Genomic DNA, 20,357 nt, shown 5'->3' with positions numbered 1-20,357 from the left:
ACGTGCCGGTCGGGCTCGACAACCGGATGAAACGGGCGCCGGTATCACACGGCGCCGCACCTCAATTCATGTACATGCCACCGTTGACATGCATCTCGCTGCCGGTGATGTAGCCGGCATGGGGGGAGGCGAGGAAGGCCACTGCATGGGCAATGTCCTGCGCGGAGCCGAGGCGGCCCAGCGGGATCTGCCCGAGCAGGGACGCAGTCTGCGCCTCCGAGAGTTCCTTGGTCATGTCGGTCTCGATGAAACCGGGCGCGACGCAGTTCACCGTGATGCCCCGGCTGCCCAGTTCACGGGCGAGCGAGCGGGTCATGCCGGCCACGCCGGCCTTGGCCGCCGCATAGTTGGCCTGACCGGCGTTGCCGCTTGCGCCCACCACCGAGGTGATGTTGATGATGCGGCCGTAGCGCTGCTTCATCATGGGCTTGATCGCGGCGCGGCTGGCGCGGAAGACGGCCTTCAGGTTGGTGTCGAGCACCGCATCCCAGTCGTCGTCCTTCATGCGCATCGACAGCGTGTCGCGCGTGATGCCGGCGTTGTTGACCAGGACGTGCAAGCCACCGAACTCCTTGACGATGCCGTCGATCGCGGCGTCCAGCCCGGCGGCATCGTTGACGTTCAGCACCAGGCCGCGCGAGCCCTCGTGGGCGGCGAGGCCCTGGGTGATCGCGTCGGCGCCGGCGGACGTGGTGGCCGTGCCGAGGACCTTCATGCCCTGGCGGGCCAGCGTGAGGGCGATCGCCCGGCCGATGCCGCGGGACGCACCCGTGACGAGGGCCACCTGGCCCACCATCGACACTTCACTCATGACAGCATCCCCTTGGCTTCCGCCAGTGTGGCGGGATCGAACACCGGCGCGCCGGTCGCTTCCGGCTCGATGCGCTTGACCATGCCCGCCAGGACCTTGCCCGGACCGCATTCGAGCACATGGCTGATGCCGCGCGCGCGGACGGCCTGGATCGTCTCAACCCAGCGCACGGGACCGAAGGCCTGGCGGTAGAGGGCATCACGGATCGCGGCCGCGTCGGTCTGAACCGCCACGTCGATGTTGTTGATGACCGGAATGGCGGGCGTTGCGAACGCCGTGGCCTCCAGCCGCTCCTTGAGCCGTTCGGCCGCGGGCTTCATGAGGCTCGAATGGAACGGCGCCGAGACAGACAGCAGCAGGGCGCGCTTGGCGCCCTTGGCCTTCAGCACCTCGCAGGCCTTCTCCACCGCGGCGCGCGTGCCGGCGATGACGGTCTGCTTCGGATCGTTGAAGTTCACGGCTTCGACCGCCTCGCCCACCGCTGCCGCGGCCTCGGCGCAACCGTCGCGCACGGCGGCAGCGTCGAGGCCGAGGATGGCCGCCATGCCGCCCGCGCCCACCGGCACGGCTTCCTGCATGGCTTGTGCGCGAAAGCGCACCAGCGGCAAGGCGTCGCCCAGGGTGAGCACGCCCGCCGCCACCAGGGCGGTGTACTCGCCGAGCGAGTGTCCGGCCACCACGGCCGGCTGCAGGCCGGTCTCGGCCAGCCATGCCCTCAGGCACGCCACGCCTGCCGTCAGCATGACCGGCTGGGTGTTGGTGGTGAGGTCCAGCTGTTCCTTGGGGCCCTGGGCGATGAGGGCGCCGATGTCTTCGCCGAGCGCCTGGGAGGCCTCAGCCAGCGTGTCGCGCACGGCGGCGTGATCGCCCCAGGCGTCGAGCATGCCGACGGCCTGGGAGCCCTGACCGGGAAAAACGAATGCAAACGGAGTCATGGCAACACTTTCGGTTGTCGGGCCACGCGGCAATGGAGAGGGATGGGCAAACGGACGCTGCGACGCTCAGAGGTCCAGCAGCACCGCGCCCCAGGTGAAGCCACCGCCCACGCCTTCGAGCATGACGGTGTCGCCGGGCTTGATGGTGCCGGCACGCACGGCGGTGTCCAGCGCCAGCGGGATGGAGGCAGCCGAGGTGTTGCCGTGCTCGTCGACGGTGACGATGAGCTTGTCGAGCGACAGCTTCAGCTTCTTGGCCGTGCCATGCATGATGCGGATGTTCGCCTGGTGCGGCACCAGCCAATCGATGTCGGCCTCGGTGCGTCCGGCCTTTTCCAGCACCGAACGGGCCACGTCCTCGAGCACGCCAACCGCAAGCTTGAAGACGGCCTGGCCATCCATCTTGAGGAAGGGATCGCCCGTCACCAGCCCGCCCGAGACGGTGCCCGGGGTGCAGAGGATGTCGGCATGCTTGCCGTCAGCGTGGAGTTCGGTGGCCAGGATGCCCGGGGTGTCGCTCGCCTCCAGCACCACGGCGCCGGCGCCATCGCCAAAGAGCACGCAGGTGGTCCGGTCCTTGAAGTCGAGGATGCGGGAGAACACCTCGGCGCCAATCACCAGGGCTCGGCGCGCGCCGCCGGTGCGCACCATGGCGTCGGCGATGGTGAGGCCGTAGACGAAGCCGGAGCACACCGCCTGCACGTCGAAGGCCGCCGAGCCGGCAATGCCCAGCTTGCGCTGCACGATGCACGCGGTGGAGGGGAACACCATGTCGGGCGTGGACGTGGCGACGATGATCAGGTCGATGTCGGCGGGCTGCAGGCCGGCGGCCTCGATGGCGCGCCGTGCGGCCGCGACGGCCAGGTCGCTGCAGGGCACATCGGGCTCGGCGAAGTGACGAGCGTGGATGCCGGTGCGGGCGACGATCCACTCATCCGACGTTTCGACGCCGTCGGCGGCGAGTTGTTCGGCGAGCTGGCTGTTGCTCAGGCGCTTCGGGGGCAGATAGCTGCCCGTGCCGGTGATGCGCGAATAGCGGGCGGTAGGTGATGAAGTCATGCAGCGAGGGCGTCGCCCGGACTCACCGGCGGCTCCTGCAACGCCACCACGGTGGGCTGCGTCTGGAGCATCTGGTGGATCTGGTCGTGCACCCGGTCAAGCAAACGATTGCGGGCCGCATCATAAGCCCGATTCAAGGCCTGCTCGAATGCGAAGGCGTCGGCCGAGCCGTGGCTCTTGAACACGAGGCCGCGCAGCCCCAGCAGCGCCGCACCGTTGTAGCGGCGGTGGTCCGCGCGCGCCTTGAAGCTCTTGAGCACCGGCATTGCCACCACCGCCAGCAGCCTGGTGAACCAGGTGCGGGTGAACTCCTGCTTGATCAGGCTGACGATCAGGCTCGCCATGCCCTCGGCGGACTTCAGCGTCACGTTGCCGACGAACCCATCGCAGACCACGACGTCGGTCGTGCCCTTGAAGATGTCGTTGCCTTCGACGTTGCCGTGGAAGTTGATCGCGCCGGACTGGCCGGCGGCGCGGAACAGCTGCCCCGCACGCTTGATCACTTCGCTGCCCTTGATGGCTTCCTCGCCGATGTTGAGCAGGCCCACCGTGGGGTTCGGCTTGCCTTCGACGGCCGACACGAGCGCACTGCCCATCACCGCGAACTGCAACAGGTGCTCAGGCGTGGAGTCGACGTTGGCACCGAGGTCGAGCACGGTGGTGAAGCCGTCGCGCTGGTTCGGCATCACGGTGGCGATGGCCGGACGATCAATGCCGTCGAGCGTCTTGAGCAGGTAGCGCGCCACGGCCATCAGCGCGCCCGTGTTGCCGGCCGACACGCAGACATCGGCCGCGGCCGGCGTGCCATCGGCGCCACCCTTGACCTGGCTCAGCGCCACGCGCAGCGACGAGTCCTTCTTGCGGCGCAAGGCCACCTCCACCGGGTCGTCCATCTCGACGACTTCGGTGGCTGCAACGACGCGGCAGCGCGCCCAGCCCGCAGCGGGCGCCAGCGCCTCCGCGCGGCCCACGAGGATCAACTCAGCCCGCGGATGCGCATCCAGGAATGCGCGGCAGGCCGGCAGCGTGACCGAGGGACCGTGGTCGCCTCCCATGCAATCGATGGACAGGCGAACGGTATCGAGGGCAGGCAACGCAGGCGAAGTCATCGGGGCACGAGCCAGGGCGAGCGGGAGATCATCGGCGCGGAAACACACAAGCCCGGCAACGCACTGCAGCGCAGGCCGGGCAGGTGATGGGTTTCAAGCAGTTGACGCGTCACGCCGGAGAGTGGCAGTGACCCGTGCGAACTGGGACCGTCAGGCGTCTGCCTTGGTCTTGAGCACCTTGCGCCCACGGTAGAAGCCGTTGGGGCTGATGTGGTGACGCAGGTGCGACTCACCCGTCGTCGGCTCGATCGCGGTGCCCGGCGTGGTCAGGGCATTGTGCGAACGGTGCATACCGCGCTTGGACGGCGACTTCTTGTTTTGCTGGACAGCCATGGATAGCTCCTTAGGTCTCCTGATGCTCTTTCACAGGAGCCAGGGTGTAACAGTGAGTCCCCCTGGCAGACGGCCAGAAGCACTTCACGATGTCGAAAAGCCTGAGATTCTAGCACGCGCTGGCGCGCTGCGGACGAATCGCTTGCGCGATCAGTTGGGCAATCCGCCCTTCTTCAAGGCGGCGAGGGCCGCGAAAGGGTGCGGCGCCTCCTCGGCGGGAAGGTCCTCGTCCGGCACCGCCAGCGGCTCGGGGCACACCTCGTGGCGCGGCACGATGGGCAAGGCCAGCAGCAGTTCGTCCTCGATCAACTCGCGCGCGTCGAGCGCACGGCTGATGGCCAGCACGTCGTCCTCGCTTTCGGCATCCAGGGCAGCAGCCGCCTCCTCGCCGTGAACAAAGAGGAAGGAGCGCTCGGCTTCAATCGGCTCGGTGACCGGCTTCAGGCAGCGCTGGCACTCCAGTTCCACCTGCCCCTGGGCCGTGAGGTGCAGCCACACCTCGTGCGTGCCGCCCTTGGCAGCGCGCGACTCGCCGACGAGCCGCCAATTGACGGGCGGGGCATCGGTCACGGAGCCGGGCACCACGGATTCGGCCAGTCGTTCGAGCGATGCAAGCGGCCAGGTGCCTTCGATCGTTGCCTCTTCCTTGGCAAAGGCGGCGATGTCGAGGCGGAGGGGGTCGAATTCACGGGACTTCATGGCGCAAGTGTAAATCCGCATCGGCGGCGCCCCCTTCACCACAGGGGTCGTCACGGCCCGCCGGATGGGACAATCCGCCGATGCATTCCCCCCATCGACTCATCCTCGCGTCGACCTCACCCTACCGGCGTGAGCTGCTCGAACGCCTGCGCCTGCCGTTCGAGGTCGTCGCTCCTGATGTCGACGAGACGCCGCTGCCTGGCGAGCAGCCTGCCACCCTGGCCCGACGCCTGGCCCGCGCCAAGGCAGCGGACGTGGCCGCCCGCCATCCCGGCGCCGTGGTGATCGGCTCCGACCAGGTGGCCGACCTCGACGGCACACCCCTCGGCAAGCCCGGCAACCACGAACGCGCCGTCGAACAATTGCGCGCCATGCGCGGCCGGCGGGTGGTGTTCCACACCGCCGTGGCCGTGCGCTGCATCGCCCGCGCGGTGGAGGCTTCCGAGCTGGCCGAGGTGAGCGTCCTCGTGCGCGACCTGACCGACGAGGACATCGAACACTACCTGCGGGCCGAACAGCCCTACGACTGCGCCGGCAGTGCGAAGGCGGAAGGCCTCGGCATCGCCCTCCTCTCCCGCATCGAATCGGACGACCCCTCCGCCCTCATCGGGCTGCCGCTGATGCGCACCTGCGCCCTGCTTCGCGAGGCGGGCATCGACCCGTTGCGCCCATGAGCCGCGGCCGCCTGATCCTCGTGCCGAACACCCTGGACTTCGGCGTGTCCGACGAGGGCGACCCGCAGGACGTGTTGCCGCTCGGGGCCTTGCGCACGGCCGCGCGCCTGGGCCACTGGGTGGCCGAGAACGCAAAGACCACGCGGGCGCTCCTCAAGCGGGTGGACGTCATCGTGCCGCTGACCCAGCCCCTGCAGGCCCTGTCCATCGTGGAGTTACCGCGCCCGGCCAAGGGCGGCCGCGCCCCGGTTGTCACACCCGACCTCAAGCCCCTGCTGCAGCCGGCGCTCGACGGGCACGACATCGGCCTCATCTCCGAGGCCGGCCTGCCGGCCATCGCCGATCCGGGCGCCGCACTCGTGCAGGCCGCACACGCGCTGTCGATCGAGGTCCTGCCGCTGGCGGGGCCCAGTTCACTGCTGATGGCGCTGGGGGCGAGCGGGCTCAACGGCCAGAGCTTCGCCTTCGTGGGATACCTGCCAGTGGATGCGACACAGCGCGGACAACGCATCCGCGAACTCGAGGCCCTGTCCCACCGGGCGGGCCAAACCCAGATCATGATCGAGACGCCCTACCGCAACGAGGCCCTGCTGGGCGCCCTGCTGGCGCACCTCAAGCCCGACTCCTGGTTGTCGGTGAGCAGCGGCCTGACCCTGCCGGGTGCGTGGACGCGCACGGCGCGCGTCTCCAGCTGGAAGTCGTCGCCACGTCCCGTGGCGAACGATGTGCCGGCCGTGTTCTCGTTGCTGGCGTGCTGACGCAGGCGCTGCGCCCACCCGGCAGGCTGCACCGGCGCGTGGCGCGGTTTCGGCCGCCGCTGGTCGCGGCCCGATTCAGTCGGCCTTCTTGCCGCCGAACAGCGCCGCGACCTTGCGCTTGGGCTTGATGTTGGGTGACACGCGGGCCGAGGGCACGGGCGCCGCCTTGCTTTCCCACGACGCTTCACCCGAGCCGGAAGGCTCGTAGGGACGGTCGAAGAACGGGTCGCGCGGCGCGGCCTTGGGCGGCGCATAGCTGCGCGTTGGCCGGGGCGCCGACTCGCCAGGCCCGGCCGCATCGTCCCAGCTGCGGCGCGGTGCCCGCTCCGGGCGGCCTTCGCGCGCCTCGGGGCGCGGACGGCTGCTGTCGAACTCCAGCGGCTCGAGTTCGAGCTTCTTCTTGATGAGCTTCTCGATGTCGCCCATCAGGCGCGTGTCGTCGCGCGTGACCAGCGTGACCGCCAGTCCCGAGGCGCCGGCGCGGCCCGTGCGGCCAATGCGGTGCACGTAGTCCTCGGCATTGAAGGGCACGTCGAAGTTGATGACGGCCGGCAGGTCGGCGATGTCCAGGCCCCGGGCAGCCACGTCCGTGCACACCAGCACGTCCGTCTCGCCCTTCTTGAAGGCGTCGAGCGCCTTCAGGCGCTCGTCCTGCGACTTGTCGCCGTGCAGCGCATTGGTCTTCAGGCCGTCGCGCTCCAGCGAACGCGCCAGGCGCGCGCAACCCAGCTTCGAATTGACGAAGACAATCGCCTGCTTGATGCCGCGGTCGGCCAGCACCTTCACCACGGCCGCGCGCTTGTCGTCGGTCGTGACGCTGTAGAAGCGCTGCTCCACGTTGGTGGCCGTGGCGTTGGGGCGGGCCACCTCGACGAGGATCGGGTCCTGCAGGTAGCTCTCGGCCAGGCGCTTGATCTCGGTGGAGAAGGTGGCCGAGAACAACAGCGTCTGGCGCTGCTTGGGCAGGTAGCTCAGGATGCGCTGGAGGTCAGGCAGGAAGCCGATGTCGAGCATGCGGTCGGCCTCGTCGAGCACCACGTACTCGACCTGGTTCAGCACGCAGTTCTTGGCCTCGATGTGGTCGAGCAGCCGGCCCGGCGTGGCGATGAGCACCTCGACACCAGCCTTGAGCTCGAGCGTCTGCGGCTTCATGTCGACCCCACCGAACACCACCGCCACGCGCAGCTTGCTGTGCTTGGCGTAGGCCTTGATGTTGTTGGCCACCTGGTCGGCCAACTCACGCGTGGGAGCCAGCACGAGCGCGCGCACGGGATGGCGGGCAGGCGAGACGCTGCTCGTCTCGTGCTTGAGCATCTTCTGCAGCAGCGGCAGCGAGAAGGCGGCCGTCTTGCCGGTGCCGGTCTGGGCGGCGCCCATGACGTCGCGGCCTGCGAGCACCAGCGGAATCGCCTTGGCCTGGATGGGGGTGGCCATCGTGTAGCCGGAGTCGGCAATGGCCCGCTGCAGCATCGGGGCCAGGGGCAAGGTGGAGAATTCCACCGCGGGCGGCGGCGCGGCCGCATCGACGCGGGAGGTATCCTGGGATGTATCGGTCATCCCGGGATTATCCCCTTTACTGGGACGGGCGGGTAAGGCACCCCTTCCGGCGGGCCGGCCACCACTAGAATCGGCGTTTTCGCACAAAGCCGCCCCCCATGATTCTCGTCACCGGCGGCGCCGGTTTCATCGGCGCCAATTTCGTGCTCGACTGGCTCGCCAACTGCGACGAGCCCGTCCTGAACCTGGACGCGCTCACCTACGCCGGCAACCTGGAGAGCCTCGCCTCCCTGCAGGGCGATCCGCGCCACGTCTTCGTGCACGGCGACATCACCGACCGCGCCCTACTCGACCGCCTGCTCGCCGAGCACCAGCCCCGCGCCATCGTGCACTTCGCGGCCGAGAGCCACGTCGATCGCAGCATCCACGGCCCGGGCGACTTCATCCGCACCAACGTCAACGGCACGTTCACGCTGCTCGAGGCCGCGCGCGCCCATTGGATGTCGCTCGAGGGTGAGGCCCGTGCCGCCTTCCGCTTCCACCACGTGAGCACCGATGAGGTGTACGGCTCGCTCTCGGCCGACGCGCCGGCCTTCACCGAGTCCCACCCGTACGAGCCCAACAGCCCCTACTCGGCCAGCAAGGCCGCGAGCGACCACCTCGTGCGCGCCTGGTTCCACACCTACGGCCTGCCTGTCGTCACGACGAACTGCAGCAACAATTACGGGCCGTACCACTTCCCCGAGAAGCTCATCCCGCTGATGATCGTCAACGCCCTGGCCGGCAAGCCCCTGCCGGTCTATGGCGACGGCCAGCAGGTGCGCGACTGGCTCTACGTCAAAGACCACTGCGCCGCCATCCGAGAAGTGCTGGCCCGCGGTCGCCTGGGCGAAACCTACAACGTGGGCGGCTGGAACGAGAAGCCCAACCTCGAGATCGTGCACACCGTGTGCGCCCTGCTCGACGAGCTGCGCCCGAGCGCCGAGGGCAGCTACCAGCGCCTCATCACCTTCGTCACCGACCGCCCCGGCCACGACCGCCGCTACGCCATCGACGCCCGCAAGCTCGAACGCGAACTCGGCTGGAAGCCGGCCGAGACCTTCGAGACCGGCATTCGCAAGACGGTCGAGTGGTACCTCGCCAACGGCGATTGGGTGGCCCACGTGCAAAGCGGCAGCTACCGCGACTGGGTGACGAAGCAGTATGGCGAGGCCCGCGCGTGAGGCGCGTCCTGTGGCGGCGGGCCCGACCATGAAGATTCTCCTGCTCGGCAAGAACGGCCAGGTCGGCTGGGAGCTGCAACGTTCGCTCGCGCCCCTGGGCCAGCTGGTGGCCCTCGACCGCCACAGCGAGCCCACGGCCGACCTGGGCGATCCCGAAGGCCTTGCCGCCCTCGTCCAGGCGGTCAAGCCCGACGTCATCGTCAACGCCGCGGCGCACACCGCAGTCGACCGGGCCGAGAGCGAGCCCGAACTGGCCCGCACGGTGAACACCACCGCGCCCGCCGCTCTGGCACGCGAGGCGGCAGCGCTTGGCGCCTGGCTCGTCCACTACAGCACCGACTACGTCTTCGATGGCAGCGGCACCGCGCCCTGGACCGAGGCCGACCCGGTCGCCCCCCTCAGCGTCTACGGCCAGTCCAAGGCCGATGGCGAAGCGGCCATCCGCCTGAGCGGCTGCCGTCACCTCATCTTCCGCACGAGCTGGGTCTACGCCGCGCGCGGGGGCAACTTCGCCAAGACCATGCTGCGCCTGGCGCGCGAGCGCGAGCGCCTCACGGTGGTCGACGACCAGTTCGGTGCACCCACCGGCGCCGAGCTGCTGGCCGACATCACCGCTCACGCGTTGCGGACGGCTCAGGTCCGGCCCGAGGTCAGCGGCACGTACCACGCCGTGGCCGCAGGTGAAACCACCTGGCACGGCTATGCCCGCCACGTCATCGCCCAGGCCCAGGCCGCCGGCCAGACGCTGCGCGCCGGCCCGGACGCCGTGCACCCCGTGCCCACCAGCGCCTTCCCTACACCGGCCCGCCGGCCCGCGAACTCGCGCCTCGACACCACGCGCCTGTGCCGCACCTTCGACCTCACCCTGCCCGCCTGGCAGCATGGCGTGGACCGCATGCTGGCCGAGACGCTCGCGACCTGACCCCACACCACCCATGACGACCCGCAAAGGCATCATCCTCGCCGGGGGCTCGGGCACCCGGCTGCATCCGGCCACGCTCGCCATCAGCAAGCAGCTGCTGCCCGTGTACGACAAGCCGATGGTGTACTACCCGCTGAGCACCCTCATGCTCGCCGGCATCCGCGACATCCTGCTCATCAGCACGCCTCAGGACACGCCCCGCTTCGAAGCCCTGCTCGGCGACGGCGCGCAGTGGGGCATCAGCATCCGCTATTGCGTGCAACCCAGCCCCGATGGCCTGGCCCAGGCCTTCATCCTCGGCCGCGACTTCATCGACGGGCACCCCAGTGCCCTCGTGCTCGGCGACAACATCTTCTACGGCCACGACCTGCAGGGGCTGCTGCACTCCGCCACGCACCGCGAACGCGGCGCCTCCGTCTTCGCGTACCACGTGACCGACCCCGAGCGCTATGGCGTCGTGCAGTTCGACGCGCATCGTCAGGCCCTCAGCATCGAGGAGAAGCCCCCGGTGCCCAAGAGCAACTATGCGGTCACCGGCCTCTACTTCTACGACGAGCAGGTGTGCGACATCGCGGCCAGCATCCGCCCGTCCGCCCGCGGCGAACTCGAGATCACCGACGTCAACGCCCGGTACCTCGCCCAGCAGCAGCTGCAGGTCGAGATCATGGGGCGAGGCTATGCCTGGCTCGACACCGGCACCCACGACAGCCTGCTGGAGGCGGGGCAGTTCATTGCCACGCTGGAGAAGCGGCAAGGGTTGAAGGTGGCGTGCCCTGAGGAGATTGCGTACCGGTCCGGGTGGATCAACGGGGCGCAGCTTGAGGCGCTGGCCGCGCCCATGATGAAGAACGGGTATGGGCAGTACCTGATGAAGGTCATGCGCGAGCGGGTGTTCTGATGAAGGTCAGCCCAATGTCCCTGCCGGAAGTCCTGCTCCTGGAGCCCAAGTGCTTCGGCGACGAGCGCGGCTTCTTCATGGAGAGCTTCAACCAACGTCAGTTCGACGAGGCGGTCGGCTACCCCGTCACCTTCGTTCAGGACAACCACTCCCGCTCTGCCAAGGGGGTGCTGCGTGGGCTGCACTATCAGTTGCCGCCTCACGCCCAAGGCAAGCTGGTGCGCGTGGTGACGGGTGCCGTGTTCGACGTTGCCGTCGACATGCGACGCGACAGCCCGACGTTCGGTCGCTGGGTGGGAGAAGAACTGAGCGCCACGAACCACAGGATGATGTGGATACCTGCAGGTTTTGCACACGGCTTTCTCGTGCTCAGCGACGTGGCGGACTTCCTCTACAAGACCACGGACTACTACGCCCCACACGCCGAGGCCGCAGTTCGTTGGGACGCGCCTGAAATCGGAGTTGCGTGGCCACCAATTGGCGTGCCGCTGCAGCTTTCGGAAAAGGATCGGCAAGCCCCCGGCTTTGCCGACGCCCGAACCTTCTGAGCAGCGGCCATGTCCAGCGCCTTGCCCGCCCGGTCCTTCTGCATGGGCACACTGCCCCATTTCCCTTTGGGACGCATTCGGCAGCGTCGAGGCATGAACTCATCGCCCTCTCGAGTGGGGGGCCGTCGCGGCTCCTATGCCAACCGTGCCGAGCGTTCGACGATCATGGATCCGGCTGCGCGGTTCATCGACCACCGCGCGTCAGCCTAGAAGTTCACGCACATGTCCCTCAGCGACTGCAAGATCATCGATCTCCCGCGCATCAACGATCCGCGAGGCAACCTGACTTTCGTCGAAGCGGGGCGGCACATCCCGTTCGACATCCGGCGCGTGTACTACCTCTACGACGTCCCGGGCGGTGCGGAGCGCGGAGGCCACGCGCACAAGGACCTGCACCAGCTCATCATCGCGATGTCGGGGTCGTTCGACATTCACCTGGACGACGGCGCCGCCAAGAAGACCTTCCACATGAACCGGAGCTACTTCGGTCTGTATGTGCCCACCATGGTCTGGCGCGAGATCGACAACTTCTCGTCCGGGGCGGTGTGCATGGTGTTGGCCTCCGAGCACTACTCCGAAGCCGACTACTACCGCAACTACGACGAGTTCCTGCAGGCGGCGGCACTCGCCAGGCGCTCACCCACCGGTGACGCCAGCGCCCCTGCCACACCGCCGGCTCCGCCCACCGGCCAGCCCCATCCAAAGGAAGCGCCGTGATCCACCCCACCGCCCTTGTAGCGCCCGAGGCCCGGCTGGGCCGCAACGTGTCCGTAGGCCCGTTCACCATCATCCACCCCAACGTGGAGATCGGCGACGACTCGGAGATCGGCGCCCACTGCGAAATCGGCCACCCCACCGCGCGCGCCGAGGGCCGGCCGCTGGTGATCGGGGCCGGCGCGCTGATCCGCTCCTACAGCCTCTTCTATCAAGGCTCGAGTTTCGGTGAGCGGCTCGTCACGGGCCATCGCGTCACCGTCAGGGAGGGCGTGCGGGCCGGCGAGAACCTGCAGATCGGCACGCTGAGTGACATCCAGGGCACATGCGCCATCGGCAATCACGTTCGCTTCCACAGCAACGTGCACATCGGCCAGCATGCCACCGTGGGCAACTACGTCTGGATCTTCCCCTATGTCGTGCTGACCAACGACCCCCACCCGCCGAGCGACGTCATGCTCGGCGCCACCGTCGAGGACTTCGCGGCCGTCGCCACCATGTCCGTCATCCTGCCCGGCGTCACGGTGGGTCGCGGCGCGCTCGTGGGCGCCCATTCCTCCGTCAACCGCGACGTGGCCGCCGACATGGTCGTGGCCGGCTCACCCGCCAAGGTTGTCTGTCGCACCGAAGAGATCAAGCTTCGCGACGGCAGCGGCCGGCCCGCCTACCCTTGGCGCCGCCACTTCTCCCGCGGCTACCCCGACGCCGCCGTCAAGGCATGGCTCGAAGAGTTCGGTGCCGGCTCCCGCAACCCCACCTCCGAAGGCAAGCAGCCGTGATCCCCTTCCTTGACCTGCGGTCCATCAACCTGCGACAGCGCCAGGAGTTCCACCAGGCACTCGACCGCGTGCTCGACTCCGGCTGGCTCATCCTCGGCCAGGAAACCCAGGCGTTCGAAGCCGAGTTCGCCGCCTACTGCGGTGCCAAGCACGCCGTCGGCGTCGCCAACGGCCTGGAAGCCCTGCACCTCGTGCTGCGCGCCTGGGGCATCGGACCCGGCGACGAGGTCATCGTCCCGTCCAACACCTACATCGCCACCTGGCTGGCCGTGAGCTACACCGGCGCGACACCCGTGCCGGTGGAGCCCATCGAGGCCACCTGCAACATCGACCCGGCGAGGGTGGAAGCCGCCATCACACCCCGCACGCGAGCCATCATTGCCGTCCACCTCTACGGGCAGACCGCCGACATGGCCGCCCTGATGCCGATCGCCGAGCGCCACGGCCTCAAGGTGCTGGAGGACGCCGCCCAGGCCCACGGTGCGCGCCAGCACGGACGCCGTGCCGGCACCTTGGGGCACGCAGCGGGCTTCAGCTTCTACCCGGGCAAGAACCTCGGTGCGCTGGGCGATGCCGGCGCCATCACCACGGACGACGCCGCCTTGGCCGACCAATTGCGCGTGCTGCGCAACTATGGTTCCAAGGTCAAGTACCACAACGACGTGATCGGGTACAACTCGCGGCTGGATGAATTGCAGTCGGCGTTCCTGCGGGCGAAGCTGCCGTTGCTGGACGCGGACAATGCGCGGCGCGGCGAAATCGCGGCGATCTATGACCGCGAGTTGGCAGGCATTCCTGGCTTGACGCTGCCCACCGTGGCCACGGGTTGCGAGCCGGTGTGGCATTTGTATGTGGTTCGGCACGCTCGGCGCGATGACTTGGTCCAGGCGCTTGCAGTCGCCGGAGTCGGCACCGTCATCCACTACCCCGTCCCTCCGCACGAACAGTCTGCCTATGACGGACTCGGCTTGGTTCATGGCTCGCTGCCTATCGCTGAACGGACGCACGCTGAGGTCCTAAGCCTGCCGATCGGGCCGACGATGTTGGACGCCCAAGTCGCACAGGTTGTGGCGGCTGTAAGGCGAGCACTCGCGTGACGGGCAAGGTTGACCATGCGCTTGTGCATAGGCACACGGAATGAGCGACGCTGAATCCGACGGTTGCCAGTAGTCGACACCCTCTGGCCTCGGCTTGGGCGACGTCTTCCACTTATCCGCCGAAACTCAAGGATGAGGTATTGCTCGCGAGCTTCGAGGTTACGCGTGCCGAGCGAGCGAACAGCCCAGAACTTCAATAGAGTGTCCCAAGACCAGCCGGTGTATGGGCTGTGTCCACCCGCTCGCGTGAACGCGCGTTTCACCGAGCATCTCGAAAGAACGCAGCGCAAGTTGCAGGTCGTGCACAGCCTGATCCGATATACGGTGCAGCGGAGCCAATTCACACTAAACCACGGGACGTGAAATGTCGCCGGTGGCAGGGTTTCCGCCAAGGGTATCGCGCTTCAGTACCTCGAGCCTCGTTGGAATGGGTTGTCTACTTGGAGGCGGGAGCTTACGATCAGAAAAAGCTCAACCGAGCTTGCAACGTGCTGATGTTTCACTGCACTGCAGACAAATTCTGACGTCGTCATTGTCCGTGCTGCATCCTCGCCTCACGGGGCGAGATGGTTTCTCATGCGTCCTCTCTCCACTGTCCAATCGTCCTGTTTCGCCGTCTCAATGGCGCTAGCCTGCACGCTGGCCGTGACGGCTTGCGGCGGTGGAGGCGGCGATGGCCCCCCTGACGTGACCCCTCCGGTCGTCAACGTTTCCAGCACGACGACCACGCTTCGCTACGAAGATAGCGCCACGGTGACTGTAGATGTCAGCGATGCCACGCAGGCCCTGACCGCCGAGGATTTCGAGCTGCATGGCGTCTCGGTGGTCAGTTTCAATGTCGAGTCGAAGGAACGCTACCGGATCGAGGTTCGCTCGGACGTGGCCACCGGGCAGGCGAGCATTGCGCTGGCCGCGCGTCGCGTGTCCGACGCCGCCGGAAATGTCAACGCGACGCCCGTGGGCGTTACCTTCGAGATTGATCCGAGCCCGCCCATCGCCTATCCAGCTTCTTACGTGCCGTTAAGCTACGCACCCGAGAGCGGTTACTCGTACTATTCACCGGGCGCGAACACCGTAAACGTTTTCTACAGCGACGACGAACCGATCAAGGCGCGTGCCACCGGGCAACCGTTCCCGAGCGGCATGCTTGTGATGGTGCAGTTCCAGAAGGCCGTGGTGAGCTTCGACGCCGACGCGCAGATTCGCTGGACGTTCCCCAGCGGCGGACGTTTCGTCTCAGCCGACGGCGACCACATCTTCACGAGCGATCTCATCGACCTGAAACTCGTCCACGTGCTCGACGAGGACGGGCACTTGGTGAAGACGCTGCGATTCGACCGTCAGGTCAACTTCGTGAAGGTCGCAGAAAGCCGTCTGGTGGTGGTCTATAACGACGTCGGTCCTGTCGAGGTGTACGCGTGGCAACCCGACCTCGTGCTCGGCGAACGCCTCTTCTCGACCGTCACCGCCACCAACGCGCGCTCCGCGGACCTCGTGGGCGACCGCCTCGCCGTGGCGGACACATTCGGACAGCGCGTCTTCGTGCAGTCGTTGCAGCAGCCGGGTAAGGTGCTGTCGGAGTACTCGGTCACTTATCCGAACGACTTGGTCTGGCGCGGTGATTTCCTGTACGTAGCCGAGGAGCACATCGATCGGATCATCGCCCTGAACACTGCCGATGACAGCAAGCACATCGTGATGGCCCCCCCCACGCTTACTCGCTGGGACCTGTCCATGACGCTCAGCACCACGCCATTGGAGTACTGCGGGTCCACTGGTGAGCACCGCCGATCAATCGCCTCGGACCAGTGCTCGGGTGAGTTCACGCTGTACGCTCCGAACGGTCTGGCACTCGCGGAGAACGGAATGTGGGTGGCCGACACGGACAACTCTCGTGTCATCTACGTGGCGGACGGCGCTACCCAGTCGGTGCTGACCGGCCTGAACGGTCCGGTCAGTGTGGTCCCCTTCCACTGACAAGTCGGGAACCCCGGCGCTCGGCCGTCAGGTCGCGAGGACGCGCTCGAGCGTCGCGATAACGCGGTCCTGTTGCTCCTCGGTCATGTTGGATCCGGACGGCAAACACATGCCGCGCTCGAACAGTTGCTGCGACACCGAAACGTCACCGTGCGCGAAGTAGGCAGCAGACGAGAACACTGGTTGCAGTTGCATCGGTTTCCACACAGGACGTGCCTCAATGCGCTCCGCCGCCAACCGCTGCATCACTTCGGAGGTGGTGAGACGGGTGACTTCCGGCGCCAGGGTGCAAACGGTGAGCCAGCGATTCGACATGCTCCACGACGGCTCGTTCATCCAGCGGATTGCTGACACATGCGCCAATTCCGAGCGGTACCGTTCGAAGATGCGACGCCGGGATGCCACACGGTCACCCAGCACACGCAGTTGACCTCGCCCGACGCCAGCGAGGATGTTGCTCATGCGGTAGTTGAACCCAATGACGGTGTGTTCGTAGTGTGGAAACGGCTCGCGAGCCTGGGTGGAGAGAAAGCGCGCCCGTTTCACGAGTGACTCGTCGTCGGAAACTAGCATCCCGCCGCCCGAAGTGGTGATGATCTTGTTTCCGTTGAAGGAATAGATGCCCATCTGCCCAAAGGTTCCGCTCGCCTTGCCCTTGTAGGTTGCGCCGAGCGACTCCGCCGCATCCTCAATCAACGGCACACCGTACTGGTCGCACAGGGCCATCAAGGGATCCATGTCGGCACTCTGGCCGTACAGGTGCACGACGATCACCGCCTTCGGAAGGCGGCCGGTCGCCCGCGCCGTTGACAATGCCCGCTCGAGCGCCGCGGGGGACATGTTCCAGCTCTCAGGCTCTGAATCAATGAACACCGGCTCCGCACCCTGATACACGATGGGATTCGCCGACGCCGCAAACGTGAGCGCGGAGCAGAACACGGAGTCGCCGCGCCCGACGCCGAGCAGCGCGAGCGAAAGGTGGATGGCAGCGGTCCCGGAACTGACCGCGGCAGCATGGCGGATGCCCACCCATTCCGCGAGCTCTGACTCAAACGCATCGACGTTCGGGCCAAGCGGGGCGATCCAGTTCGTGCGGAAGGCTTCCTCAACGAATTCGCGCTCGTGTTCCCCGAGGTGCGGCGTCGACAGCAAGATTTGCTCGTCGATGTCCTTGCGCAGAAGCAGACGGATGGCCTTCCCGCTCGCATCGACCACCGGCAGGTGGTTGATGCCATGTTCGTTCATCAGCGCGAGTGCATCCTGGCGCGTGTAGGCATGGTCGAGCACCACTGACTGCAGTACGGGGAGAGCCTGGAGCGAGACATCGAGCGAGCCAGCTTCGAGCAGCATGCGTCGCAGGTCGCCATCCGTGACGGTTCGCTCGAAACGATCCGCGGCGTCGACCAGTAGCAGCAAGCCGGTCCCCGCATTGTCCAAACGCTGCAGGGCCTCGCGGACCGAATTGGTCCGCCGGACAAATGTCTTGCTGATTTCGTTCACGTTCATTCCTTCTGTGACGGCCGCGCCGGCACACCATAGAACACTTCACCCGAAGGGACATCCCGAACCACGACGGCCCCGGCCCCAATCGTCGCGCCCGCCCCCACGGACACCGCCGGCAACACCGTAGCCCCGGCTCCAATCATGGCAAGATCACCGATCCGCACCCCACCGCCCAATGTGGCATTGGGCGCGACATGGCAGGCACGTCCGATCACCACGTCATGGTCGACCACCGCGCCGTGGTTGACGATGGTGCCGTCGCCCAAACGAGCACCCGGAGCCACGACAGCCCCGGCGGCGACGAACACCCCTAACCCGACGGCGGCATGGCGGGACACCACCGCAGCCGGATGGATCACAGTCTCGGGCCGCGCTCCGCGGTCAGTGAGTTCGTCGAGCAAGCGTTGCCGAGTCGGGTTGTGCCCGACTGCAACGTGGAAGCGGTCGTCGGCTTTGACGACAGCTCTAGGCGCCCCGATGATGGGCCAGTCCAGCGAGCGCGTGCCAGCACAGGCCGGCAGGTCGTCCGCGAAGCAGAGAGTGCCCTGCGCACCGGCGGCCTGCCATGCATCGGCAACAACTTTGCCGTGGCCTCCCGCCCCCACAATCACGAGCCGCTCGGCAGGCACCGCCACTTCAATACGCATTGCACTTGTCCAGCAGGCTGGCGTCGAGTGCCACCGTGGCCAGCCGATCGACGATACGCGCAGCCGCGCGGCCATCGCCGTATACGTTGGCCGGCGGCTGGCGACCGCCTGCCACTGCCCGGCGAACTGCCTCTTCGATACGCGAAGGGTCGGCAGCCACGTCTATCACGTTGGCGTTGCGTTCCCGCATGTTCTGGCGCGACCCGATGTTCACTACCGGCAGACCGAACGTCGCCGCCTCGATGATGCCACTGCTGGAATTTCCGATCAGGACATCCGCGTGCGCCAGCCACCCCACGAAAGTCTGCCGCGGCATGTGGGTACGAAGCACGATGCGGCTGGCGGAGGCCAGTTCATCGAGCGCATCCCGCACGTTGTCGCTGCCGGCGTCAGCGTTGGGCATCAGCGCAAGGACCTGGCAACCCGCGGCCCGGGCGGCCTCGATCCCGGCACGGGCATCACGAGCCGCAGTGCGGACCTCGTTAAGTACCGGGTGGTAGAGAAAAATCGCTACCGGACGGGCCGAGTCCAACCCCATGTCGGCGCACAGACCGAGCCGACAAGCACTAGCCGCCAGTTCGGGCAGCCCGTCGAGGCCGGGCGCTCCGGTCACCGTGACGAAGCAACCCCGCTCGCCCATGCGCACCAGTCTGTCGCGGGCCTCGTCGGTGGCAACGAGGTGCAGGTGCGACAGTTTCGAAATGGCATGCCGAACCGGCTCGTCTACAGTGCCTGAACGTTCGCCGCCGTGGATGTGCGCAACCGGGATAGCCAGATGGATAGCTGCAAGCGCGCCCGCGAGCATCTCGCCGCGATCACCCAGCAGCAGCAGCAGGTCGGGGCGATCGGCCTCCAGAGCGCTCACGAACGCCTGCAACATGATGCCGACGTTGCGGGCCATCACGGCCTGGGTCGCAACACTCATGTCGACCGGCACCCGCGCGGCGATGCGCAGGCCAGAGCGCTCGATCTCGTCGACGGTGTGACCGTGCCGCGTGGACAGATGCATGCCCGTGACGAGCACCGAGACTTCGAGGCGAGGGTCAGCGTCCATGGCGCGCAGGGTGGCGGCCATCAGGCCGAAGTCGGCCCGTGTACCGCTCAGATAGCAGACCTTTCGCGCACCCGTCATGCCAAGTCGTCCCATCGCAGCGTTTGGCCAGCCTCCACCGGAACCTGGAGGCGACGGCCGGCCACCTCGCCCAGTGCCTTCGGTGCGATGCCATCCCCCGGCCGCAGCAGGCAAAGGTCTGCTGGCTTCAGCACCGAACCTGCCGGTAGCGCCCGCACCGTCGTGACGCTGCGACGGACGAGTGCCCGCACCGGCAGTTCGGCTGGGGTTGGGGCCTTCTCGGGCGTGCCGAGCGCCACTTCCACGGCCCGGATTTGGCCCACCAGCGTAGCCAGTTCGTCGACCGAGAGAGAGGCCTGATGATCGGGTCCGGCCAGGTTCTTGTCGAGCGTGAAGTGCTTCTCGATGACCGTCGCACCGAGCGCCACAGCCGCGGTCGAGACAGCGACACCAAGTGTGTGGTCAGAATAGCCGATCGGCACAGCCGTCGCGGCGCCGATGGTGCCCATTGCGCGCAGATTTACATCGATGTTCGCCGCCGGGTAGTTCGAGGTGCAATGCAGCACCGTCAGCACGTCCGCCAGCGCGCCCTCGAGACCTAGCAGTCGGCGCTCGGCTTCGATCGCACCGACGGCCTCAACGATCTCGTCAAGCGTGGCCATGCCCGTCGATAGGATCAGCGGCAGGCCTTTAGCCGCGAGGTAGCGAAGGAACGGCAGATTCGTGATCTCGCCGGATGGCACCTTGATGCGCCGCATTCCAAGCGCCACGAGGAAATCGGCGGCTTCCTCGTCGAACGGTGTGGACATGAACTCGATGCCCAGCGCTTGGCACCGCGCGAAGAGCCGGTGGTGCAACTCAGGCGACATCTCGAGCTGCTTGAGCATGCTGTACTGGTCACCGTCCCCTGTAGCCTGCTTCTGGTACTCGGCCTTTGCGGCACCTTGCCGCACGAGCTTGTCGGCGGTGAAGGTCTGGAACTTGACGGCGTCCGCACCCACACGCGCGGCGGCATCGACCAGCTGCAGCGCGAGGGCCTCGGAACCATTGTGGTTGACGCCGGCCTCAGCGATAACGAAGGTCTTCTTCATGTGCACTCCCA

Annotated in this window: 21 protein-coding genes; 10 read left to right on the top strand and 11 right to left on the bottom strand. The window is 67.1% G+C overall.

The genetic code is table 11. The features are described 5' to 3' along the window. Nucleotides 1-61: 61 nt before the first annotated feature. The 6 genes from fabG to ACSQ2F_RS01930 all read right to left on the bottom strand — a co-directional run bounded on the left by fabG (nt 62) and on the right by ACSQ2F_RS01930 (nt 4,946). Nucleotides 62-811: a 3-oxoacyl-ACP reductase FabG gene (gene fabG, locus ACSQ2F_RS01955; RefSeq protein WP_436019236.1), complete on the bottom strand. Its 750-nt coding sequence runs from the start codon at nt 809-811 to the stop codon at nt 62-64. Then, nucleotides 808-1,746 (bottom strand): ACP S-malonyltransferase, encoded by a 939-nt coding sequence (gene fabD / locus ACSQ2F_RS01950; RefSeq protein ID WP_436019234.1) that lies wholly within the window; start codon nt 1,744-1,746, stop codon nt 808-810. Before fabD ends, fabG begins: the two co-directional genes overlap by 4 nt. 66 nt (nt 1,747-1,812) lie before the next feature. Continuing rightward, nucleotides 1,813-2,805 (bottom strand): beta-ketoacyl-ACP synthase III, encoded by a 993-nt coding sequence (locus ACSQ2F_RS01945; protein ID WP_436019232.1) that lies wholly within the window; start codon nt 2,803-2,805, stop codon nt 1,813-1,815. After that, on the bottom strand, nt 2,802-3,914 hold the full coding sequence (gene plsX / locus ACSQ2F_RS01940; RefSeq protein ID WP_436019230.1) for a phosphate acyltransferase PlsX: 1,113 nt from the start codon (nt 3,912-3,914) through the stop codon (nt 2,802-2,804). The genes ACSQ2F_RS01945 and plsX overlap by 4 nt, the downstream gene beginning before the upstream one ends. A gap of 150 nt (nt 3,915-4,064) precedes the next feature. Further along, nucleotides 4,065-4,247: a 50S ribosomal protein L32 gene (gene rpmF, locus ACSQ2F_RS01935; protein WP_436019228.1), complete on the bottom strand. Its 183-nt coding sequence runs from the start codon at nt 4,245-4,247 to the stop codon at nt 4,065-4,067. Between the two features lie 150 nt (nt 4,248-4,397). Further along, on the bottom strand, nt 4,398-4,946 hold the full coding sequence (locus ACSQ2F_RS01930; protein WP_436019226.1) for a YceD family protein: 549 nt from the start codon (nt 4,944-4,946) through the stop codon (nt 4,398-4,400). Between the two features lie 80 nt (nt 4,947-5,026). Here ACSQ2F_RS01930 and ACSQ2F_RS01925 point away from each other — a divergent pair, with 80 nt between their 5' ends. Both ACSQ2F_RS01925 and ACSQ2F_RS01920 read left to right on the top strand, forming a co-directional pair. Next, complete coding sequence (locus ACSQ2F_RS01925) at nt 5,027-5,620, top strand: Maf family nucleotide pyrophosphatase (protein ID WP_436019224.1); 594 nt, start codon at nt 5,027-5,029, stop codon at nt 5,618-5,620. Next, nucleotides 5,617-6,378 carry an SAM-dependent methyltransferase gene (locus ACSQ2F_RS01920; protein WP_436019222.1) on the top strand — a complete coding sequence of 254 codons (762 nt, stop codon included), beginning with the start codon at nt 5,617-5,619 and terminating at the stop codon, nt 6,376-6,378. Before ACSQ2F_RS01925 ends, ACSQ2F_RS01920 begins: the two co-directional genes overlap by 4 nt. A 75-nt stretch (nt 6,379-6,453) precedes the next feature. Here ACSQ2F_RS01920 and ACSQ2F_RS01915 read toward each other — a convergent pair whose 3' ends face one another. Continuing rightward, on the bottom strand, nt 6,454-7,935 hold the full coding sequence (locus ACSQ2F_RS01915) for a DEAD/DEAH box helicase (RefSeq protein ID WP_436019220.1): 1,482 nt from the start codon (nt 7,933-7,935) through the stop codon (nt 6,454-6,456). Between the two features lie 98 nt (nt 7,936-8,033). Between ACSQ2F_RS01915 and rfbB the strand changes: the two genes are divergently transcribed. The 8 genes from rfbB (at nt 8,034) to ACSQ2F_RS01875 (ending at nt 16,033) form a co-directional block, all read left to right on the top strand. Further along, nucleotides 8,034-9,098: a dTDP-glucose 4,6-dehydratase gene (gene rfbB / locus ACSQ2F_RS01910; protein WP_436019218.1), complete on the top strand. Its 1,065-nt coding sequence runs from the start codon at nt 8,034-8,036 to the stop codon at nt 9,096-9,098. Nucleotides 9,099-9,126: 28 nt separating this feature from the next. Next, nucleotides 9,127-10,020: a dTDP-4-dehydrorhamnose reductase gene (gene rfbD, locus ACSQ2F_RS01905; RefSeq protein WP_436019216.1), complete on the top strand. Its 894-nt coding sequence runs from the start codon at nt 9,127-9,129 to the stop codon at nt 10,018-10,020. Nucleotides 10,021-10,033: 13 nt separating this feature from the next. After that, a complete protein-coding gene (rfbA, locus tag ACSQ2F_RS01900) occupies nt 10,034-10,918 on the top strand; it encodes a glucose-1-phosphate thymidylyltransferase RfbA (RefSeq protein ID WP_436019214.1) in 885 nt (294 codons plus the stop codon). Then, on the top strand, nt 10,918-11,466 hold the full coding sequence (rfbC, locus tag ACSQ2F_RS01895; RefSeq protein ID WP_436019212.1) for a dTDP-4-dehydrorhamnose 3,5-epimerase: 549 nt from the start codon (nt 10,918-10,920) through the stop codon (nt 11,464-11,466). Before rfbA ends, rfbC begins: the two co-directional genes overlap by 1 nt. A gap of 222 nt (nt 11,467-11,688) precedes the next feature. Beyond that, complete coding sequence (locus tag ACSQ2F_RS01890; RefSeq protein WP_436019210.1) at nt 11,689-12,183, top strand: sugar 3,4-ketoisomerase; 495 nt, start codon at nt 11,689-11,691, stop codon at nt 12,181-12,183. Continuing rightward, complete coding sequence (locus tag ACSQ2F_RS01885; RefSeq protein ID WP_436019208.1) at nt 12,180-12,959, top strand: acyltransferase; 780 nt, start codon at nt 12,180-12,182, stop codon at nt 12,957-12,959. The genes ACSQ2F_RS01890 and ACSQ2F_RS01885 overlap by 4 nt, the downstream gene beginning before the upstream one ends. Continuing rightward, on the top strand, nt 12,956-14,056 hold the full coding sequence (locus ACSQ2F_RS01880; RefSeq protein WP_436019206.1) for a DegT/DnrJ/EryC1/StrS family aminotransferase: 1,101 nt from the start codon (nt 12,956-12,958) through the stop codon (nt 14,054-14,056). The genes ACSQ2F_RS01885 and ACSQ2F_RS01880 overlap by 4 nt, the downstream gene beginning before the upstream one ends. Before the next feature lie 687 nt (nt 14,057-14,743). Beyond that, nucleotides 14,744-16,033, top strand: a complete 1,290-nt coding sequence (locus ACSQ2F_RS01875) for an Ig-like domain-containing protein (protein WP_436019204.1) — start codon at nt 14,744-14,746, stop codon at nt 16,031-16,033. 27 nt (nt 16,034-16,060) lie between these two features. Here the strand turns inward: ACSQ2F_RS01875 and ACSQ2F_RS01870 are convergent, their stop codons facing one another. The 4 genes from ACSQ2F_RS01870 to neuB are packed head-to-tail and all read right to left on the bottom strand — an operon-like array spanning nt 16,061 to nt 20,346. Further along, complete coding sequence (locus tag ACSQ2F_RS01870) at nt 16,061-17,539, bottom strand: aminotransferase class I/II-fold pyridoxal phosphate-dependent enzyme (RefSeq protein ID WP_436019202.1); 1,479 nt, start codon at nt 17,537-17,539, stop codon at nt 16,061-16,063. Further along, complete coding sequence (locus ACSQ2F_RS01865; protein ID WP_436019200.1) at nt 17,536-18,183, bottom strand: NeuD/PglB/VioB family sugar acetyltransferase; 648 nt, start codon at nt 18,181-18,183, stop codon at nt 17,536-17,538. Before ACSQ2F_RS01865 ends, ACSQ2F_RS01870 begins: the two co-directional genes overlap by 4 nt. Beyond that, nucleotides 18,173-19,315 carry a UDP-N-acetylglucosamine 2-epimerase gene (gene neuC, locus ACSQ2F_RS01860; protein ID WP_436019198.1) on the bottom strand — a complete coding sequence of 381 codons (1,143 nt, stop codon included), beginning with the start codon at nt 19,313-19,315 and terminating at the stop codon, nt 18,173-18,175. The genes ACSQ2F_RS01865 and neuC overlap by 11 nt, the downstream gene beginning before the upstream one ends. Further along, the gene (gene neuB / locus ACSQ2F_RS01855; RefSeq protein WP_436019196.1) at nt 19,312-20,346 is read right to left on the bottom strand and encodes an N-acetylneuraminate synthase; all 1,035 of its coding nucleotides are present in this window, start codon (nt 20,344-20,346) and stop codon (nt 19,312-19,314) included. The genes neuC and neuB overlap by 4 nt, the downstream gene beginning before the upstream one ends. Nucleotides 20,347-20,357 lie beyond the last annotated feature (11 nt).

This window comes from Rhizobacter sp. LjRoot28 (assembly GCF_964253025.1).
GTDB lineage: Bacteria > Pseudomonadota > Gammaproteobacteria > Burkholderiales > Burkholderiaceae_C > Rhizobacter.
This window is presented reverse-complemented; position numbering and strand designations above follow the sequence as displayed.

Coding starts and splice junctions, on each gene's coding strand:
- ACSQ2F_RS01925 (WP_436019224.1), top strand. CDS start 5,027: ATGCATTCCCCCCATCGACTCATCCTCGCGTCGACCTCACCCTACCGG.
- ACSQ2F_RS01865 (WP_436019200.1), bottom strand. CDS start 18,183: ATGCGTATTGAAGTGGCGGTGCCTGCCGAGCGGCTCGTGATTGTGGGG.
- rfbC (WP_436019212.1), top strand. CDS start 10,918: ATGAAGGTCAGCCCAATGTCCCTGCCGGAAGTCCTGCTCCTGGAGCCC.
- ACSQ2F_RS01890 (WP_436019210.1), top strand. CDS start 11,689: ATGTCCCTCAGCGACTGCAAGATCATCGATCTCCCGCGCATCAACGAT.
- rfbB (WP_436019218.1), top strand. CDS start 8,034: ATGATTCTCGTCACCGGCGGCGCCGGTTTCATCGGCGCCAATTTCGTG.
- fabD (WP_436019234.1), bottom strand. CDS start 1,746: ATGACTCCGTTTGCATTCGTTTTTCCCGGTCAGGGCTCCCAGGCCGTC.
- fabG (WP_436019236.1), bottom strand. CDS start 811: ATGAGTGAAGTGTCGATGGTGGGCCAGGTGGCCCTCGTCACGGGTGCG.
- ACSQ2F_RS01870 (WP_436019202.1), bottom strand. CDS start 17,539: ATGAACGTGAACGAAATCAGCAAGACATTTGTCCGGCGGACCAATTCG.
- rpmF (WP_436019228.1), bottom strand. CDS start 4,247: ATGGCTGTCCAGCAAAACAAGAAGTCGCCGTCCAAGCGCGGTATGCAC.
- rfbA (WP_436019214.1), top strand. CDS start 10,034: ATGACGACCCGCAAAGGCATCATCCTCGCCGGGGGCTCGGGCACCCGG.
- plsX (WP_436019230.1), bottom strand. CDS start 3,914: ATGACTTCGCCTGCGTTGCCTGCCCTCGATACCGTTCGCCTGTCCATC.
- ACSQ2F_RS01915 (WP_436019220.1), bottom strand. CDS start 7,935: ATGACCGATACATCCCAGGATACCTCCCGCGTCGATGCGGCCGCGCCG.
- ACSQ2F_RS01945 (WP_436019232.1), bottom strand. CDS start 2,805: ATGACTTCATCACCTACCGCCCGCTATTCGCGCATCACCGGCACGGGC.
- rfbD (WP_436019216.1), top strand. CDS start 9,127: ATGAAGATTCTCCTGCTCGGCAAGAACGGCCAGGTCGGCTGGGAGCTG.
- neuC (WP_436019198.1), bottom strand. CDS start 19,315: ATGACGGGTGCGCGAAAGGTCTGCTATCTGAGCGGTACACGGGCCGAC.
- ACSQ2F_RS01920 (WP_436019222.1), top strand. CDS start 5,617: ATGAGCCGCGGCCGCCTGATCCTCGTGCCGAACACCCTGGACTTCGGC.
- ACSQ2F_RS01930 (WP_436019226.1), bottom strand. CDS start 4,946: ATGAAGTCCCGTGAATTCGACCCCCTCCGCCTCGACATCGCCGCCTTT.
- neuB (WP_436019196.1), bottom strand. CDS start 20,346: ATGAAGAAGACCTTCGTTATCGCTGAGGCCGGCGTCAACCACAATGGT.